This is a genomic window from Pseudomonas sp. D(2018) (assembly GCF_005502555.1).
GTDB classification, from domain to species: Bacteria; Pseudomonadota; Gammaproteobacteria; order Pseudomonadales; family Pseudomonadaceae; genus Metapseudomonas; species Metapseudomonas resinovorans.
This window is the reverse complement of sequence record NZ_SCOK01000019.1, coordinates 50054-68189: the sequence shown is the minus strand read 5'-3', so window position 1 is coordinate 68189 and position 18136 is coordinate 50054. Positions and strand designations below refer to the sequence as shown.

The 18136-nt window shown below is 65.3% G+C and carries 19 protein-coding genes; 11 read left to right on the top strand and 8 right to left on the bottom strand.

What is annotated here, in order from left to right; genetic code table 11:
* Window positions 1-10: 10 nt before the first annotated feature.
* Together thiS and FFS60_RS14365 are read right to left on the bottom strand one after the other, a co-directional pair.
* The gene (thiS, locus tag FFS60_RS14370; RefSeq protein WP_028629044.1) at window positions 11-211 is read right to left on the bottom strand and encodes a sulfur carrier protein ThiS; all 201 of its coding nucleotides are present in this window, start codon (window positions 209-211) and stop codon (window positions 11-13) included.
* Window positions 212-317: 106 nt separating this feature from the next.
* Window positions 318-695, bottom strand: coding sequence for a DUF423 domain-containing protein (locus tag FFS60_RS14365; protein WP_028629045.1), 378 nt, complete (start codon window positions 693-695; stop codon window positions 318-320).
* A 65-nt stretch (window positions 696-760) separates the two neighbouring features.
* Between FFS60_RS14365 and mtgA the strand changes: the two genes are divergently transcribed.
* Window positions 761-1453 carry a monofunctional biosynthetic peptidoglycan transglycosylase gene (mtgA, locus tag FFS60_RS14360; protein WP_137822340.1) on the top strand — a complete coding sequence of 231 codons (693 nt, stop codon included), beginning with the start codon at window positions 761-763 and terminating at the stop codon, window positions 1451-1453.
* A 13-nt stretch (window positions 1454-1466) separates the two neighbouring features.
* On the opposite strand, the gene FFS60_RS14355 is transcribed toward mtgA, so the two are convergent.
* The 5 genes from FFS60_RS14355 to ftsY all read right to left on the bottom strand — a co-directional run bounded on the left by FFS60_RS14355 (window position 1467) and on the right by ftsY (window position 6203).
* On the bottom strand, window positions 1467-2069 hold the full coding sequence (locus FFS60_RS14355; RefSeq protein ID WP_028629047.1) for a hypothetical protein: 603 nt from the start codon (window positions 2067-2069) through the stop codon (window positions 1467-1469).
* Between the two features lie 60 nt (window positions 2070-2129).
* Window positions 2130-2984 (bottom strand): RNA polymerase sigma factor RpoH, encoded by an 855-nt coding sequence (gene rpoH, locus FFS60_RS14350; protein WP_028629048.1) that lies wholly within the window; start codon window positions 2982-2984, stop codon window positions 2130-2132.
* A 113-nt stretch (window positions 2985-3097) separates the two neighbouring features.
* The gene (ftsX, locus tag FFS60_RS14345) at window positions 3098-4117 is read right to left on the bottom strand and encodes a permease-like cell division protein FtsX (RefSeq protein WP_028629049.1); all 1020 of its coding nucleotides are present in this window, start codon (window positions 4115-4117) and stop codon (window positions 3098-3100) included.
* Window positions 4117-4785: a cell division ATP-binding protein FtsE gene (gene ftsE / locus FFS60_RS14340; protein WP_028629050.1), complete on the bottom strand. Its 669-nt coding sequence runs from the start codon at window positions 4783-4785 to the stop codon at window positions 4117-4119. Before ftsE ends, ftsX begins: the two co-directional genes overlap by 1 nt.
* Window positions 4782-6203 (bottom strand): signal recognition particle-docking protein FtsY, encoded by a 1422-nt coding sequence (gene ftsY / locus FFS60_RS14335; RefSeq protein ID WP_137822339.1) that lies wholly within the window; start codon window positions 6201-6203, stop codon window positions 4782-4784. The genes ftsE and ftsY overlap by 4 nt, the downstream gene beginning before the upstream one ends.
* 143 nt (window positions 6204-6346) lie before the next feature.
* Between ftsY and FFS60_RS14330 the strand changes: the two genes are divergently transcribed.
* The 4 genes from FFS60_RS14330 to FFS60_RS14315 are packed head-to-tail and all read left to right on the top strand — an operon-like array spanning window position 6347 to window position 10824.
* On the top strand, window positions 6347-7702 hold the full coding sequence (locus tag FFS60_RS14330) for a pitrilysin family protein (protein ID WP_028629052.1): 1356 nt from the start codon (window positions 6347-6349) through the stop codon (window positions 7700-7702).
* Window positions 7695-9182 carry a pitrilysin family protein gene (locus FFS60_RS14325; protein WP_137822338.1) on the top strand — a complete coding sequence of 496 codons (1488 nt, stop codon included), beginning with the start codon at window positions 7695-7697 and terminating at the stop codon, window positions 9180-9182. The genes FFS60_RS14330 and FFS60_RS14325 overlap by 8 nt, the downstream gene beginning before the upstream one ends.
* The gene (gene rsmD / locus FFS60_RS14320) at window positions 9182-9802 is read left to right on the top strand and encodes a 16S rRNA (guanine(966)-N(2))-methyltransferase RsmD (RefSeq protein WP_028629054.1); all 621 of its coding nucleotides are present in this window, start codon (window positions 9182-9184) and stop codon (window positions 9800-9802) included. Before FFS60_RS14325 ends, rsmD begins: the two co-directional genes overlap by 1 nt.
* Window positions 9803-9813: 11 nt before the next feature.
* The gene (locus FFS60_RS14315) at window positions 9814-10824 is read left to right on the top strand and encodes a hydrolase (protein ID WP_137822337.1); all 1011 of its coding nucleotides are present in this window, start codon (window positions 9814-9816) and stop codon (window positions 10822-10824) included.
* Here FFS60_RS14315 and FFS60_RS14310 read toward each other — a convergent pair.
* Window positions 10821-11486, bottom strand: a complete 666-nt coding sequence (locus tag FFS60_RS14310; RefSeq protein ID WP_028629056.1) for a TetR/AcrR family transcriptional regulator — start codon at window positions 11484-11486, stop codon at window positions 10821-10823. The genes FFS60_RS14315 and FFS60_RS14310 overlap by 4 nt on opposite strands.
* 255 nt (window positions 11487-11741) lie before the next feature.
* On the opposite strand from FFS60_RS14310, the gene FFS60_RS14305 reads away from it, so the two are divergent.
* From FFS60_RS14305 to ggt, 6 genes are all read left to right on the top strand, one after another.
* Window positions 11742-13172 carry a coniferyl aldehyde dehydrogenase gene (locus FFS60_RS14305; protein WP_137822336.1) on the top strand — a complete coding sequence of 477 codons (1431 nt, stop codon included), beginning with the start codon at window positions 11742-11744 and terminating at the stop codon, window positions 13170-13172.
* Between the two features lie 28 nt (window positions 13173-13200).
* A complete protein-coding gene (locus FFS60_RS14300) occupies window positions 13201-13746 on the top strand; it encodes a twin-arginine translocation pathway signal protein (RefSeq protein ID WP_137822335.1) in 546 nt (181 codons plus the stop codon).
* A 39-nt stretch (window positions 13747-13785) separates the two neighbouring features.
* Window positions 13786-15381 carry a GMC family oxidoreductase gene (locus tag FFS60_RS14295; protein ID WP_137822334.1) on the top strand — a complete coding sequence of 532 codons (1596 nt, stop codon included), beginning with the start codon at window positions 13786-13788 and terminating at the stop codon, window positions 15379-15381.
* Between the two features lie 99 nt (window positions 15382-15480).
* Window positions 15481-15960, top strand: a complete 480-nt coding sequence (gene coaD / locus FFS60_RS14290) for a pantetheine-phosphate adenylyltransferase (protein WP_028629060.1) — start codon at window positions 15481-15483, stop codon at window positions 15958-15960.
* Window positions 15961-16090: 130 nt separating this feature from the next.
* Window positions 16091-16342 carry a YfhL family 4Fe-4S dicluster ferredoxin gene (locus tag FFS60_RS14285; protein ID WP_028629061.1) on the top strand — a complete coding sequence of 84 codons (252 nt, stop codon included), beginning with the start codon at window positions 16091-16093 and terminating at the stop codon, window positions 16340-16342.
* 3 nt (window positions 16343-16345) lie between these two features.
* Window positions 16346-18049 (top strand): gamma-glutamyltransferase, encoded by a 1704-nt coding sequence (gene ggt, locus FFS60_RS14280; protein ID WP_137822333.1) that lies wholly within the window; start codon window positions 16346-16348, stop codon window positions 18047-18049.
* Window positions 18050-18136: the final 87 nt, after the last annotated feature.

The following is an 18136-nucleotide window of genomic DNA, read 5'->3' as shown; positions in this document are numbered from 1 at the left end:
GCCCGCGCGACTAGCCGCCGCCTATGGCGTGTACCACCTCGACGCGGTCGCCCTCACGCAGGGCGGTGCTGGCATGCTGGCTGCGCGGCACGATGTCGAGGTTAAGCTCGACCGCGACGCGGCGGCCGGCCAGATCCAGGCGGGCAATGAGGTCCGCGACGGTCTGGCCATCGGGCAGCTCGAAGGAATCGCCGTTCAACTGAATGCGCATGACGGATCAGTCACAACTGGAAAGGGGACGGCATTCTAGCCCGATCGCCGCGCTGGACCAAGGCAAATGGACGCCATTCGTCCCGAAATTTGACGCCACGGTCAAGTTACCGATTGGCGAGGTTCCAGGCGGCCAACCCCAAGCACAGCCAGCCGGCGAGGAAGGCCAGCCCGCCAAAGGGGGTAATGATGCCGAGCTTGCCGACGCCGGATAGGGTCAGCAGGTAGAGGCTGCCGGAGAACAACAGGATGCCGAGGGCGAAGAAGCCACCCGCCAGGCTCACCAGCCGACCGGGCGCATGCATCGCCAGCAGGGCGACACCGAACAGGGCCAGGGCGTGGATCAGTTGGTAATGCGTGCCGGTCTGGAACACCGCCAGGTACTCCGGAGTCAGCCTGTTTTTCAATCCGTGGGCGGCGAAGGCGCCCAAGGCCACTCCGGTGAAACCGGCGAATGCGGACAGCAGCAGGAACAGGCGCGTCATGGAGACTCCAGACCAGGGACAGACGGCCGCTATAATGGCGCGCAACTTTCCCCGGGCCAAGTTAGATGTTCCACACCATTCGCCGCCGCCTTTTCAAATTGCTGCTCTGGTTCGCGGCGGCTTCCGTGCTGCTGGTGATCCTGTTCCGCTGGTTGCCTCCGCCAGGCTCGATGCTGATGGTAGAACGCAAGATCGAGTCGTGGATCGACGGCAAACCCATCGACATCAAACGCGACTGGGTGTCCTGGGACGAGTTGCCGAATGACCTGAAAATCGCCGTGATCGCCGCTGAAGACCAGAAATTCGCCGAGCACTGGGGATTCGATATTCCGGCTATCCGCAAGGCCCTGGCGCACAACGAGCGCGGCGGGTCCGTCCGCGGCGCCAGCACCCTCAGCCAGCAGGTGGCGAAGAACCTGTTCCTCTGGTCCGGCCGCAATTGGGTCCGCAAGGGGCTGGAAGTCTGGTTCACCGGACTGATCGAACTGTTCTGGCCGAAGCACCGCATCCTTGAGGTCTATCTGAATAGCGTCGAATGGGGCAACGGCGTTTTCGGCGTAGAGGCTGCGGCACACCAGCACTTCGGGGTGCCCGCCAAGCGTCTGTCACGCCAGCAGGCGGCCCTGCTTGCAGCGGTGCTGCCCAACCCGCGCAAATGGAGCCCTTCGCGGCCAAGCGGGTATGTCGCCACTCGCGCCGGCTGGATTCGCCGACAGATGAACCAGTTGGGCGGCAGTAGCTACCTGGAGCAGCTCTGAGACCCGGGGAAACTCAGTTCTTCATTGCCTCACGCGGCACCAGGTGCAGCAGCTGCAGCTTGCCTTCGAGCAAGTGCACGCTCAGCCCCTGCTGGGGATAGACCCAGACTTCACCTTCGCCGGTGCGCAGGCGCAGCCGCGGCGGGCCGATACTGGCGGCCAGGCGCGCCGCCGAAACATCGGACATGGGTACCATATTCAGCACCGCCACGCGGTGCCCACTCAGTTGCCCCAGCATCTCGCCGCTCAGGGGCTGCTCTTCGGTTCCCTTGCCCAAGGCCTTGGCCAGGCTGGCGTGCTCACTGTCACTGAGTTCCAGCTCTGCTTCCAGACGCCAGATCCCTTCCTCCCTTTCCTGCTCGGAGCGGTAGACCAGACGCGGTCCTTCTGCGCGTGGCTGCAACCAGAGCTCTCCCGACGCCAGCTCAGTCAGCCTTTCCAGGGTCAAGTCATCGTCGGCCAGGGGGACGATGACCGACTCCTGCCAGTCCACCAACCAGGGCAGCGGATCGGCCCGGTCGGACTGCTTGCTCATCCACAGCGCCAGGGAAAAGAACAGCACGGCGACCGCGGCGAGCAGCAGCCAGTGACTGGAACGCAGGGACGGCAGGGGCATGGCGATTTTCTCCAGACAGAAAAAAGCCGCACCAAGGTGCGGCTTTTTCGGGTTTCAACGTCACGCCTGAATGAAGCCCTTGAGCTTGTTCATGGCGTTCTTCTCCAACTGGCGAATACGCTCGGCGGATACGTTGTACTTGGCCGCCAGGTCGTGCAGCGTCGCCTTTTCCTCGGCCAGCCAGCGCTGGTAGAGAATGTCGCGACTGCGATCGTCCAGGCCATCCAGCGCCTCGTGCAGGTTGGCGGTGGAGCTGTCGCTCCAGTCGGCTTCCTCCAACTGGCGCGCCGGGTCGTAGCGGTGGTCTTCCAGGTAGTGCGCCGGCGAATGGAAGGCAGTGTCGTCGTCGGCATCCGCCGCCGGGTCGAACGCCATGTCCTGGCCGGTGAGACGGCTCTCCATCTCGCGCACTTCGTGTGGCTCGACACCAAGGGTGTTGGCCACCGCGTGGACTTCATCGTTGTTCAGCCAGGTCAGACGCTTCTTCTGGCTGCGCAGGTTGAAGAACAGCTTGCGCTGCGCCTTGGTGGTGGCGACCTTGACGATCCGCCAGTTGCGCAGGATGAACTCATGGATCTCGGCCTTGATCCAATGGACCGCGAACGACACCAGGCGCACACCCATTTCGGGGTTGAAGCGCTTGACGGCCTTCATCAGGCCTACGTTGCCTTCCTGGATCAGGTCGGCCTGAGCCAGGCCATAGCCGGAATAACTCTTGGCGATATGCACGACGAAGCGCAGGTGCGCCAACACCATTTGCCGTGCCGCTTCCAGATCTTGTTCGTAGAAGAGGCGTTCGGCCAGTTCGCGCTCCTGCTCGACAGACAACAGCGGGATGCCGTTGACCGCATGCACGTATGCCTCCAGGTTCGCGCCGGGGGCCAGGGCATAGACAGGTTGCAGGGAAGTGGTCATGCGAATCCTCCGATTCACTAAAGCTCGCGCAGTGTAGCACTGGCCTATATGACTGCAAGGGGGTGTAAAAGTTTCCTTACACCCCTCGCAAAAGCTGCTAAACGCGGCGCCTTCTAGCGCGGCGCGAGTTCGCTGAGATGACGGGCGACAGCCAGCCAGGCACCAATGTAACCCAGCAGCACGGCGCCCAGAAGCAGGGATAGACCATCGGCCAATGGCACGCCTGCCAGGGCGAAGTCGCTGCCGTACAGCCCGGCAAGACGCACCACGGCATCGTTCAACCAGTCCAGGCCGTAGGCCAGCACCAGCCAGGCCAGCAGGCCGGCGCCGGTGCCATAGAGCGCGCCCATATAGAGGAAGGGACGGCGCACATAGCTGTCGGTCCCGCCCACCAGCTTGATCACCTCGATCTCGGTACGGCGGTTCTCGATATGCAGACGAATGGTGTTACCGATCACCAGCAGCAGCGCCAGGATCAGCAGCACCGCCAGGCCGAAGACGAAACGCTCGCCCAGTTTGAGGATGGCCGACAGGCGCTCGACCCAAACCAGGTCCAGCTGCGCCTGCTCGATGCCGGGCAGTTCGGACAGGCGCTGGCGCAGGGCTTCCAGGCCGGCCTTGTCGACTTCCTTGGGCGTCACCAGGACCACGCCCGGCAGCGGGTTCTCCGGTAGTTCCTTGAGGGCTTCCCCCAGACCGGACTGCTGCTGCAGTTCCGCCAGGGCCTGCTCGCGGCTGATCCACTCGGCCTCGGCCACGTCAGGCATGCCGGCGATCTCATCGCGCAACTTCTGACCCTGGGACTCGCTGGCGTCGATCTTCATGAACAGGGAAATCTGCGCCGCTCGCTGCCAAGAGCCACCCAGGCGCTCGACGTTGCTAAGCAGCAGGGACAAGCCCATGGGCAGGCTAAGGGCGATGGCCATCACCAGGCAGGTGAAGAAGCTGCCGATGGGCTGACGCCCCAGACGACGCAGGCTGTCTACCAGGCTGGCCCGATGGCTTTCCAGCCAGGCGTGCAACAGGGTGCGGAAATCCGGACCTTCGTCACCCGTCTCCGGCGACTCGACATGCCGGGGCGAAGCCCCTACACGTTCGGCAGGCTTTGGCGGCGGCATCTGCTTGGCACTCATCAGACAGCCTCCCCGTCGCCGATCAGGCGGCCGCGTTGCAAGGTGAGCAGACGGTGGCGCATGCGCGCGATGAGCGCCAGGTCGTGACTGGCGATCAGCACTGTGGTGCCCAAACGATTGATGTCCTCGAACACGCCCATGATCTCGGCGGCCAGGCGCGGGTCCAGGTTGCCGGTGGGTTCGTCGGCCAGCAGCAGGGCCGGCCGGTGCACCACGGCGCGGGCGATACCGACGCGTTGCTGCTGACCGGTGGACAGGTCGGCCGGATAGAGCTCGGCCTTGTCCGCCAATGACACGCGCTCCAGCGCCACGCTGACCCGCTTGGCGATCTCCACCTTGGACAAACCGTGGATCTGCAGCGGCAGGGCGACGTTGTCGAACACGCTACGGTCGAAGAGCAATTGGTGGTTCTGAAAGACGACGCCGATCTGACGACGCAGGAAGGGAATCTGCGAGTTGGTGATGCTCGACAGGTCCTGGCCGGCCAGCAGCAGCTTGCCACTGGTGGGGCGCTCCATCGCCAGCAGCAGGCGCAGCAAGGTGCTCTTGCCGGCGCCGGAGTGGCCGGTAACGAAGAGGAACTCGCCGCGGCGGACGCGGAAGCTCAGTTCGTGCAGGCCAACATGGCCATTGGGGTAGCGTTTACCGACCTGCTCGAATCGAATCATGCGGACTCCCGCTCAGCGAAGAGGGCCTTCACGAAGGCGTCGGCTTCGAAGGTGCGCAGGTCGTCGATGCCTTCACCCACACCGATGTAGCGGATCGGCAGGCCGAATTGCTTGGCCAGGGCGAAGATCACCCCGCCCTTGGCGGTGCCGTCCAGTTTGGTCAGCGCCAGGCCGGACAGGTTGACCGCCTGGTGGAATTGCTTGGCCTGGTTGATGGCGTTCTGCCCAGTGCCGGCGTCCAGAACCAGCAGCACTTCGTGGGGAGCCGACTCGTCCAGCTTGCCGATCACGCGGCGCACCTTCTTCAGCTCTTCCATCAAGTTGTCCTTGGTGTGCAGGCGGCCAGCGGTGTCGGCAAGCAGCACATCGACGCCCCGGGCCTTGGCGGCCTGCACGGCGTCGAAGATCACGGAAGCGGAATCGGCGCCGGTGTGCTGGGCGATCACGGCGATGTTGTTGCGCTCCCCCCACACTTGCAGCTGCTCCACTGCAGCGGCGCGGAAGGTGTCGCCGGCAGCCAGCATGACCTTCTTGCCTTCCAGCTGCAGTTTCTTGGCCAGCTTGCCGATGGTGGTGGTCTTGCCGACACCGTTCACGCCAACCACCAGGATCACGTAAGGCGTACGACCGCCTTCGATCTTCAGCGGCTGTTCGACCGGACGCAGCAGGGCAGCCAGTTCGTCCTGCAGCGCCTTGTAGAGGGCATCGGCATCGGCAAGCTGCTTGCGTGCGACCTTCTGGGTCAGGCTCTGGACGATGACACTGGTCGCTTCCACACCAACGTCGGCGGTCAGCAGGCGAGTTTCGATTTCATCCAGCAGATCGTCGTCGATGACCTTGCGCCCGAGGAACAGGCTGGCCATGCCTTCGCCGATGCTGGCGCTGGTCTTCGACAGGCCCTGCTTGAGGCGGGTGAAGAACCCGGCTTTGGCGGGCTCGGCCGGGACGGCAGGGGCAATTTCGGCAACCGGGACAGGTTCGCTGAGCGAAACCGGCTGGGCGGCTGCAGGTGCAGGTGCAGGTGCAGGTGCAGGTGCAGGTGCAGGTGCAGGTGCAGCAGGCTCGGCGACGACCGGGGATTCAACAACCACAGGCGCGGCGACAGGTGCGGGGGCGAAAGGCGGGGCCTCGGCCGCCACGGGCGTGGCTTCGGGCACAGGCACTTCGGCAATCACCGGATCGGCCGCAGGCGCGGCAGCCGGGGTCGCCTCGGCCAGCGTGTCAGTGACCGGTCCGGGAGCTGAAACTGCTTCGGGCGCAGTCGTGGATGCGGCCGGCACCTCGGCCTCGACAGGAACCACCGGCTCCGCCGGAGTGGCGGGGACGGTTTCCTGGGGCTTCTTGCGCAGCCAGCCGAACAAGGATTTCTTTTCCCCGGCCTGGGCCGGAGCTTTCTTGTCGTCGTTGGAACCAAACATGAGTCGATTGCATCTCAAGGGAGCGACCGCGCTGGCTCTATGCCGGCCAGCTTCGCCGCCCCGGGAAAGGATGGGGTATCCTAGCACCTCTTCGCCCGCAGGCGGTACGACCGCCGGGGCCGTCCGACAGGTCAAGAACATCAATGAAAGCCATTGCCCGACAAGCCGCCGGCTTGCTGTATTGCGCCCTCTGCCTGCCTGCTCTGGCCCTCGCTGCAGACAACCAGCCCACCCACGAGTTCACCCTGGACAACGGCCTGAAAGTCGTCGTCCGTGAGGACCATCGTGCCCCTGTGGTGGTGTCCCAGCTCTGGTACAAAGTTGGCTCGAGTTACGAAACGCCCGGCCAGACCGGTCTCTCCCACGCCCTCGAGCACATGATGTTCAAGGGCAGCCGCAATCTCGGCCCCGGCGAAGCCTCACGCATACTCCGGGAGCTCGGCGCCGAGGAAAACGCCTTCACCAGCGACGACTACACCGCCTATTACCAGGTGCTCGCCCGTGACCGCCTGGGCGTCGCCTTCGAGCTGGAAGCCGATCGCCTCGCCAGCCTCAAGCTGCCGCCCGAGGAATTCACTCGGGAGATCGAGGTAATCAAGGAAGAACGCCGCCTGCGCACCGATGACAAGCCCACGGCCAAGGCCTTCGAGCGCTTCAAGGCGATGGCCTATCCGGCCAGCGGCTACCACATCCCCACCATCGGCTGGATGGCTGACCTCAACCGCATGAAGGTAGAGGAGCTGCGCCACTGGTACGAATCCTGGTACGCCCCGAACAACGCCACCCTGGTAGTGGTGGGCGACGTTACCCCAGACGAGGTCAAGGGCCTTGCCGAGCGCTATTTCGCCGGCATTCCCAAGCGCAAAGTGCCGCCCGCGAAGAAACCCCTGGAGCTGGCCGCCCCCGGCGAACGCCGCCTGACGTTGCACGTGCGCACGCAGCTGCCGAGCCTGCTGATGGGCTTCAACGTGCCCGGCCTGGCGACCGCCAAGGACGCTCGCCAGGTCCACGCCCTGCGTCTGATATCCACCCTGCTCGACGGCGGCTACAGCGCACGCCTGCCGAGCCGCCTGGAGCGCGGCGAAGAATTGGTCAGCGGCGCCTCCGCCTGGTACGACGGCTTCCCCCGCGGCGACAGCCTGTTCGTCATCAGTGCCACCCCCAACATGCAGAAGGGCAAGACCCTGGAGCAGACCGAGGCCGGCATCTGGCGCCAGCTGGAAGACCTGAAAAACACCCCGCCCAGCGCCGAGGAGCTCAAGCGCGTGCGCGCCCAGGCCATCGCCGGCCTGGTCTACCAGCGCGACTCCATCACCAGCCAGGCCACCACCATCGGCCAACTGGAAACCGTCGGCCTGTCCTGGACGTTGATGGACCAGGACCTCGCCGCCCTGGAAGCCGTGACCCCCGCCGATATCCAGGCCGCTGCCAAGACTTACTTCACCCGCGACCGCCTGAGCGTCGCCCACATCCTGCCCGAGGAGGCCCACCATGAGTGAGCGCAACGGCCTGCGTTACGGCCTGCTCGGTCTGGCCCTGATCGTCCTGCTCGGCGTGCTCGGCGTCATCGCCAACCGCCCGGCCAGTACCGCCACCGCTGAAACCACCACCCCGGCACCGGCTGAAGGCCTGCAATCACTGGCTGAGCTGGGTAACAAGGCGCCCGGCCGCCGCACGCTGGACATCCAGAGCTGGACGACTGCCGAAGGCGCCAAGGTGCTGTTCGTCGCCGCTCCCGAGTTGCCGATGTTCGACCTGCGCCTGACCTTTGCGGCCGGCAGCAGCCAGGACGGCGGCACTCCCGGATTGGCGACCCTGACTAATGCCATGCTCAACGAGGGCGTGGCCGGCAAGGATGTCACCGCCATCGCCGAGGGCTTCGAGAGCCTGGGCGCGGAGTTCGGCAACGGCGCCTACCGTGACATGGCCATTGCCAGCCTGCGCAGCCTCACCGCCGCCGAGCAACGCGCGCCTGCCCTGGCGCTGTTTACCCAGGTGATCGGTGCCCCGACCTTCCCTGAAGACTCCCTCGCGCGGATCAAGAATCAGATGCTCGCTGGCTTCGAATACCAGAAGCAGAACCCGGGCAAGCTCGCTGGCCTGGAACTCTTCAAGAAGCTCTACGGCCAACATCCCTACGCCCACTCCAGCGAAGGCAACGAGAAGTCCATCCCCGGCATCACGGTCGCCCAGATGCGCGACTTCCACCAAAAGGCCTACGCCGCCGGCAACGTGGTGATCGCCCTGGTCGGCGACCTGTCCCGCACTGACGCCGAAGCCATCGCCAACCAGGTATCCCAGGCCCTGCCCAAAGGCCCGGCCCTGGCCAGGCTGCCGGAGCCCGAAGCACCCAAGCCCGGTCTCAACCATATCGAGTTCCCCTCCAACCAGACCCACCTGATGCTGGCGCAGCTCGGCATCGACCGGAACGACCCGGACTACGCGGCGCTCTACCTGGGCAACCAGATCCTCGGCGGCGGCGGCTTCGGCACCCGGCTGATGGAAGAGATTCGCGAGAAGCGCGGCCTGACCTACGGCGTCAGCTCCGGCTTCACCGCCATGCAGGTGCGAGGCCCCTTCATGATCGGCCTGCAGACCCGCGCCGAAATGAGCCAGGGCACTCTCAAGCTGATCCAGGACATCGTCCGCCAGTACCTGGCCGACGGTCCCACCCAGAAGGAACTGGACGACGCCAAGCGCGAACTGGCCGGCAGCTTCCCGCTCTCCACCGCGAGCAACGCCGCCATCGTCGGCCAGTTGGGCGCCATCGGCTTCTACGACCTGCCGCTGACTTACCTGGAAGACTTCATGACGAAGGTCCAGACGCTGGACGTCGCCCAGGTCAAGGCCGCCATGGCCAAACACCTGAATCCCGACCAGTTCGTCATCGTCACCGCCGGTCCGACCGTCACCCAGAAGGACCTGCCGCCGCCCACCGACAAACCCGCCGAAATGCCCAGCGGCGTACCGGAGCACTAATGCGCAAGCCAAACGCCAAACCCGCCAGACCGTCCCACGGAGGCCAGGGCCAGCTCCGCATCATCGGCGGCGAATGGCGCTCGCGGCGCTTCGCCTTCCCCGACGGCCCCAGCCTGCGGCCCACTCCCGACCGGGTGCGCGAGACGCTGTTCAACTGGCTTGCGCCCCACGTGGAAGGCGCGCGCGTACTGGACCCCTTCGCCGGCAGCGGCGCGCTTTACCTGGAAGCCTTGTCGCGCGGCGCGGCAGAAGGGCTTGCGCTGGACCTCAACCCCGATTCCGTGGCTGCCCTGCGCGGTCACCTGAACGTACTGCGCTGCGACAGGGGCCAACTGCTGCAGAGCGATGCCCTGCGTTACCTGGACAACCAGGCACCCAGCGCCTTCGACCTGGTGTTCCTCGACCCCCCCTTCAACCAGGGCCTGCTTCAGCCGGTCTGCAACTTGCTGGAAAACCGTGGCTGGCTGACTCCCCGCGCCTGGGTCTATACCGAAAGTGAGAATCCACCCTCCACACTTGGCCTTCCAGGCAACTGGCGCCTGCACCGCGAAAAGAAAACCGGCCAGGTGTACTACGCCCTTTGGCAACGCGCAGACAGGGAAATCCCGCCCTCTGAGTAACGGCCGCGCCGATGAACTCGTTCCACACCCCAGTCACCAACCGCACCAGCTTCCAGCCCGCCTGGTGGTTGCCGGGTCCGCACCTGCAGACCCTCTGGTCGCCGTTCTGTCGCACGCCGCCCCACCTGGAGCGGCAACGCGAGCGCCTGTGGCTGGAGGACGGCGACTTCCTCGATCTGGACTGGTATGGCCCCCATGAAGCCGATGCACCCCTGGTGCTGGTCCTGCACGGGCTGACCGGCTCGTCCAACTCGCTCTACGTGCTCGGCCTGCAGCAGGAACTGGCCACCCGTGGCTGGGCCAGCGTAGCCATCAACTGGCGCGGCTGCTCGGGCGAGCCCAACCTGCTGCCCCGCGGTTACCACTCGGGTGTCAGCGAGGACCTGGCGACCACCGTCCGGCACCTGCGCGCCAGCCGACCGCTGGCACCGCTCTACGCCGTGGGCTACTCGCTGGGGGGCAACGTACTGCTCAAACACCTGGGGGAAACCGGCGGCGACTGTGGCCTGCAAGGAGCGGTAGCAGTATCGGTGCCGTACCGCCTGGACCAGTGCGCCGACCGTATCGCCCTGGGTTTTTCGCGTGTCTACCAGGCGCATTTCATGCGCGAGATGGTGGCCTACGTGAAGAACAAGCAGCGATTGTTCGCCCACCAGGGTCAGGCCGAGCATCTGTCCACCCTGGAACGCCTCGGCTCACTGGAGGGCATGCGCACCTTCTGGGACTTCGACGGTCGCATCACCGCGCCGCTGCACGGCTACAACGACGCCCACGACTACTACCGCCGCGCCTCCAGCCGCTTTTATCTGGGTGGTATCCGCATCCCCACGCTACTGATCCAATCCTCCGACGACCCCTTCGTCTTTCACCACAGCCTGCCGGACGCCCACGAACTTTCGGCCACTACCCGCATGGAACTGCATGCGCGCGGCGGGCATGTGGGCTTCGTCGAAGGATCGCCGCAGAAACCCGCCTACTATCTGGAGCGACGGATTCCGGATTGGCTGGGGAGCTGCCGCTAGTTTGGAACAATCTGCTCCAGCGGCACGTACAGCTTCTCGTAGAGCGCCTTGACCGCTGGCTGCGCTTCAGGCGCGAGGTAGCCACCTTCCAACGCCAGCACCTGGTAGATGCCGCGGCGCAGCAGTTCCTGGCTGAGATCTGCGGAATCGCCCCGCGTCGTACAGAGGAAACGCACCCACGAGGTGACGATGATCCAGCTATTGAGAGTCAGGGCTTCGACCTGCGCGGGGTTCATCAACAGGATGCCGGCAGCGACGAACCCCCGGTAGATGGCCTGGGCGTGGTCCAGGCAGCGCTGGGCGAACAGGCGGTAGCGCGCGGCGAGCTCCGCATCCGACTCCAGCAAGTGTTCCAGGTCGCGGTGCAGGAAGCGGAAGTCCCACATGGCCGCCAACAGGGATTCCAGGTAGAAGGTCTTGTCCTCTACCGATACCTCGCGCCCTTCCGGAAGGCGAAGAAAGCTGTCCACCCGTGCTTCGTAGTGATCGAACAGCTCGGCGATGATCTCCTGCTTGTTGCGGAAGTGGTAATACAGGTTGCCCGGCGACATGCCCAGATGTGCGGCGATGTGGTTGGTGGTCACATTGCGCTCGCCTTGGGTGTTGAACAGCGCGAGGCTCTCCAGAACGATGCGGTCGCGAGTCTTGGGTCTTGGGGCCATCGGGTGAATCTTCCTGCAATCGGTGGGGCACGGCGTGCGCCAAAGGTACACCGCCCAGGCGCTGGGAAACACCTGGTGTTACCCGCAGCCACCCCGCCCAGCTTTTCGTTGGGCTGCCGCCGGGCAGTCCGGCAGGCAAGCTATTTGACACTTTAGAGCAATTGCTCTAAAAACCAGCGACACTACAACAACAGAGCCGCTTCGTATCCGCCCCAGTGGATTCGAACGCTTCCGGAACCCCCGAGGAACCGCGCCATGGTCGCCGACATCGCCTACCTGCAACAGAGCCAGCAGCAGATCAGCCAGCTGGAAACCCTCTTCCAGCGCCAGCGCGAGGCATTCCGCGCGAACCCCATGCCCAGCGCAGACCAGCGAATCCAGTGGCTCAACGCCCTTCGTGATCTGCTGCGCGCCGAAAAACAGGCCCTCATCGACGCGATTTCTCAGGATTTCAGCAACCGCTCGGCCAACGAGACCCTGCTGGCCGAGATCATGCCCAGCCTCCATGGCATCCACTATGCCGCCAAGCGCCTGAAGAAGTGGATGAAGCCTTCCCGCCGCGGCGTCGGTCTGGCCTTCCAGCCAGCATCGGCCAAGGTGGTGTACCAGCCGCTTGGTGTGGTCGGCGTGATCGTGCCGTGGAACTACCCCCTGTACCTGGCGATCGGCCCGCTGGTGGGCGCTCTGGCAGCCGGCAACCGGGTGATGATCAAGATGAGCGAATCCACCCCGGCCACCTCCCAGTTGGTCAAGGACCTGCTGGCGCGCATCTTCCCCGAGGACCTGGTGGCCGTGGCACTGGGTGAGGCCGAAGTGGGTGTGGCTTTCTCCCGACTGCCCTTCGACCACCTGCTGTTCACCGGTGCCACCAGCATCGGCAAGCATGTGATGCGCGCCGCCGCCGAGAACCTGACCCCGGTCACCCTGGAACTGGGCGGCAAGTCGCCAGCCATCGTCTCCGCCGATGTGCCCCTGGCCGATGCCGCCGAGCGAATCGCGTTCGGCAAGACCATGAACGCCGGCCAGACCTGCGTGGCACCGGACTACGTGCTGGTGCCGGAAGACCGGGTCGAGGGCTTCGTCGAGGCGTATCGCCAGGCGGTGCAGGGCTTCTACCCGCAGTTGAGCGACAACCCCGACTACACCGCCATCATCAACGAGCGCCAACTGGGCCGCCTCAAAGGCTACCTGAGCGACGCAGAAGCCAAGGGCGCGCGCCTGGTGCCGCTGTTCCCCGAATCCCAGGGCCGCCGCCTGCCCGCCACCCTGGTGCTGAACGCCACCGACGACATGAAGCTGATGCAAGAGGAAATTTTCGGCCCCTTGCTGCCGGTCGTCCCTTACCGCCGTATCGACGACGCCTTCGCCTATATCAACGACCGCCCGCGCCCACTGGCCCTCTACTACTTCGGCTACGGCAAGTCGGAGCAGCAGCGCGTGCTGCACGAGACCCACTCCGGCGGCGTGTGCCTGAACGACACCCTGCTGCACGTGGCCCAGGACGACATGCCCTTCGGCGGGGTCGGCCCCTCCGGCATGGGCCACTATCATGGCCATGAAGGCTTCCTGACCTTCAGCAAGGCCAAGGGCGTGTTCATCAAGCAGCGCTTCAATGCCGCGAAAATGATCTACCCGCCTTACGGCAAGGCCATCCAGAAGCTGGTCTACAAACTCTTCGTCCGCTGAGCCGGGCTTTCGCAGGCAGATAACAAGAATGAGCGAAACCACCTTCGACGCGCCGGGCCTTTCCCGGCGCAACCTGCTCAGGGTCGGCCTGTTCGGCTCGGCCTTCCTCGCCACCGTAGGGGTCACCGCGAGCCTCACCGGCTGTTCGGCCAGCGTGCCGGCGGGCGGCTTCGCCGTGCTGCGTGACTCCGACCTGCCGTTCCTTCGCGCGCTGGTCCCGGTAATGCTCGAGGGCGCCGTGCCCGGCGAAAAGATGGCCCAGGCCGTGGACAGCACCTTGCAGAGCCTCGACTACGCCCTGCACCGTTTGTCGCCGGGAATGCTCAAACTGACCCAGCAGCTCTTCGACGTACTGGCCCTGCCGGTCACCCGCGGCCCATTGACCGGCGTCTGGGGCAGTTGGGAGAAAGCCAGCGCCCAGGACATTCGCGACTTCCTCACGCGCTGGGAAAACAGCTCCATCGGCCTCCTGAAGATGGGCCACGCGTCCCTGCTGCAACTGGTGCTGATGGCCTGGTATGGCCGCCCGGAATCCTGGGTGCACTGCGGTTACCCAGGGCCACCCGCCATCTGATCCACACCATAACGACAAGAACTCGCCCGAGACCCTGACATGCCTGTACCCGATCTGTTCGCCGAGGGCCTGGCCCGTGGCTGGAAAACCCACAACGGCTCACGCCTGGAACAAGACCTGACCCTGGAAGCCGATGTCGCCATCGTCGGCAGCGGCGCCGGTGGCGGCACGACGGCGGAAATCCTCAGCGCAGCCGGTTTCAAGGTGCTGCTGATCGAGGAAGGCCCGCTGAAGACCAGCTCCGACTTCAAGATGCAGGAAGCCGAGGCCTACCCGAGCCTCTATCAGGAAGGCATCGGCCGCATGACCAAGGATGGCGCCATCACCATCCTCCAGGGCCGCGCAGTAGGCGGCACTACGCTCATCAACTGGACCTCCAGCTTCCGCACCCCGGAGCCCACGCTGGAGCACTGGGCCCGCGAGCACGGCGTGAAAGGCCTGTCAGCGGCCGAAATGGCCCCCTGGTTCGAGAAGATGGAACAGCGCCTCGGCGTTGCGCCCTGGGCCATCCCGCCGAACCCGAACAACGATGTGATTCGCCTGGGCTGCGAGAAGCTCGGGCTGCACTGGAAAGTCATCCCACGCAACGTGCGCGGCTGCTGGAACCTCGGCTACTGTGGCATGGGCTGCCCGACCAACGCCAAGCAGTCGATGCTGGTCACCACCATTCCCGCCACCCTGGAAAAGGGCGGCGAGCTGCTTTATCTGGCCCGCGCCAACAAACTGCTGATCGAAGGCGACAAGGTCACCGGCATCGAGTGCCTCGGCCTGGACGACCGTTGCGTGGCGCCCAATGGCCGCAAGATCACGGTCAAGGCGCGCCATTACGTGCTGTCCGGTGGCGGCATCAACACCCCCGGCCTGCTCCTGCGCTCCAACGCGCCGGACCCGCACGGCCGCACCGGCAAGCGCACCTTCCTGCATGTGGTGAACTTCTCCGCCGCGCAGTTCGACCGGGTGATCAACCCCTTCTACGGCGCGCCACAGTCCATCTACTCCGATCACTTCCAGTGGGACGACGGCGCCACCGGGCGCATGTCCTACAAGCTGGAAGTGCCGCCGCTGCAGCCCGCGCTCACCACCACCCTGCTGGGAAGATTCGGCATCGACAACGCCCTGCGCATGGAGCAGCTGCCGCATACCAACGTGATGCTGGCGCTGATGCGCGACGGCTTCCACCCGCACAGCGCCGAGGGCTCGGTAGAGCTGCGCGGCGACGGCAGCCCGGTGCTCGACTACCGTATGACCGACTACACCTGGGACGGCATCCGCCGGGCCTACCACGTCATGGCCGAAATCCAGTTTGCAGCAGGCGCCCGCGCCGTGTTGCCGATGCACAACGACGCCGACTACGTGAAGACCCTGGACCAAGCACGCAACCTGATCGACGGCCTGTCGATGGAGCTCTACCGCGCACGCCTGGGTAGCGCCCACGTGATGGGCGGCTGCGCCATGGGCGAGGACCCGAAGCAGGCGGTCACCGACAGCCTGGGCCGGCACCATCAACTGGCCAACCTGTCGATCCACGACGGCTCGCTGTTCCCCACCAGCATCGGCGCCAACCCGCAGCTGTCGGTCTACGGCCTCACGGCCAAGCTGGCCAGCGCCCTGGCCGAGCGTCTGGGCAAGGCGTGAGATGCCTGCCGCGCGTCCCCGCATGCCAGCTAATCTTGGCCGCGGGGGCCCGCTGCGCTACCATCCGATTCCCTTTCGGTCCCCTGCCAGGACGTCGCGATGAACCGAGTGTTGTATCCGGGCACTTTCGACCCCATCACCAAGGGCCACGGCGATCTGATCGAACGCGCCTCGCGCCTGTTCGATACGGTGATCATCGCCGTAGCCGCGAGCCCGAAGAAGAATCCGCTGTTCAGCCTGGAACAGCGCGTAGAACTGGCCCGCGAAGTCACCAAGCACCTGCCGAACGTCGAGGTGGTGGGCTTTTCCACCCTGCTGGCGCACTTCGTCAAGGAGCAGAATGCGAATGTCTTCCTCCGCGGCCTGCGCGCGGTCTCCGACTTCGAGTACGAGTTCCAGCTGGCCAACATGAACCGCCAACTGGCGCCGGACGTGGAGAGCATGTTCCTCACTCCGTCGGAACGGTACTCCTTCATTTCCTCCACCCTGGTGCGCGAAATAGCGGCCCTGGGCGGTGACATCAGCAAGTTCGTCCATCCGGCTGTCGCTGCGGCATTGGCCGAGCGTTTCAAGCGCTGATACTGAAGGCTCGCCAGCGCCGGTCCTGAACCATGGCGATCGGCGCGTGCGCCGATCACGGCAATCCGGCACAATTCCGCTATTTTCTGTTCAAGGCCGCCGCTGCCTGGCGACGGCAGGAGTTGTTCCCATGTCCCTCAAGATCACCGACGACTGCATCAACTGCGACGTCTGCGAGCCCGAGTGCCCGAACGGCGCGATTTCCCAGGGCGAAGAGATCTACGTGATCGATCCCAACCTGTGCACCGAATGCGTCGGCCACTACGACGAACCCCAATGCCAGCAAGTCTGCCCCGTCGACTGCATTCCCCTCGACGAAACCCATGTCGAAAGCAAGGATGAGCTGATGCAGAAATACCTGAAGCTCACCGGCAAGGCCTGACCCATGGGCCGCCCGGTACGCGGCGCCTACCGTGGCGCACTACTCGCGACGCTGCTGCTGCTCGCGAGCGCCCCGCAGGCCGCCGAGCCGGGCCGGGCGGCGGTAGCCACGCCCCATCCGTCGGCTACCGTGGCGGGCCTGGAAACCCTGGCCCAAGGCGGCAATGCCTTCGATGCTGCCGTGGCCATCAGCGCTGCGCTGGCGGTTGCCGAGCCCTACGGTTCGGGCCTGGGCGGCGGTGGCTTCTTCCTGCTCCGCCAAGGCGGAGACAAGCCCGTCTACCGATTCCTCGATGCCCGTGAACGCGCGCCGCTGGCGGCCAATTCGCACCTTTACGTGCGCGACGGCAAGGTTGACCCGGCGCTGTCCCTGGACGGTCCCCTCGCCGCTGCCATCCCGGGCCTACCAGCAGCCCTGGCGGATCTCGCCAGCCGCTACGGCCGCCTGCCGCTGACCGACAGCCTGACGCCGGCCATCCGTCTGGCCCGCGACGGTATTTCGGTGGATCGCATCTACCGCCAACGCGCCGCCTGGCGCCTGTCGTCGATGCGCGACGACCGCGAGACGGCGCGCCTGTTTCTCGATCACAAGGGTGAGATTCCGGAAGAGTTCAGCCTGCTGCGCCAGCCTGAACTGGCCAACACCCTGGAACGCATCGCCCGCTACGGCAAGGCCGGCTTCTACAGCGGGCCCACCGCCGAGAAACTGGTGCAGGGCGTGAAGGCCGCCGGCGGTATCTGGAGCCTGCGCGATCTCGCCGAGTACAAGACGGTGGAGCGCCAGCCGATCCGCTTCCGCCTCGCCGAAGGCCGCGAACTGATCAGCGCCCCGCCCCCTTCCGCCGGCGGCATCGCCCTTGCCCAGAGCCTGGGCATGCTGCAGGAGCTGCCATGGCGCAAGGCCGACCGCGTGCAACGCGCCCACTACGTGGTGGAAGCGCTGCGTCGCGCCTACCGCGACCGCGGCCTGCTGGGCGACCCGGATTTCGTCGCGATCCCCCAGGCCAGATTGCTCGACGCCAGCTACCTGAAGAAACTCGCCGCCGGCATCGATGCCCGCCGTGCCACCCCCAGCAGCAGCCTGCCACCGTCACCGCCCTGGCGCGAAGGCGACCACACCACCCACTTCGCCGTGATCGACAAGGACGGCAACGCCGTCGCCGCCACCCTGTCCATCAACCTGCCATTCGGCGCCGCCTTCACCGTGCCCGGCACCGGTGTGCTGCTGAACGACGAGATGGACGACTTCGCCGCCAACCCGACTGGTTCCAATGCCTACGGCCTTGCCGCCAGCCAGGCCAATGCCGTCGGTTCGGGCAAGCGCCCGCTGTCGTCCATGAGTCCTACGTTCATCGAGAGCGAAACGGAATTCGCCGCCTTCGGCACGCCCGGTGGCAGTCGGATTCCCAGCATGGTGCTGCTGTCGGTGCTGGAGTACCTCGACGGCCAGCCGGTAAGCCGCTGGCCGGCCGTGGCGCGCTACCACCACCAATACCTGCCGGACCAGATCGAGCACGAGCCAGGCGCCTTCAGCAGCAGCGAAAGCGCCGAACTGCGCGCCCGTGGCTACAGCCTGAAACCGCTTGAGCGCAACTATGGCAACCAGCAGGTACTGCTCTGGAACAAAGCCAAGGGCAACCTTGAAGCCGCCAGCGACCCCCGCGGCCTGGGCCTGTCCGAAACGTTTGAAATCGAGAAGATGAAGTAGGGGCGAATTCATTGGCTATGTCTGCATGACGTGTTGCCAGCTCCTACAAGGTTCTTGGCCCAATGGTAAATCTCTCGCCACAGCTAA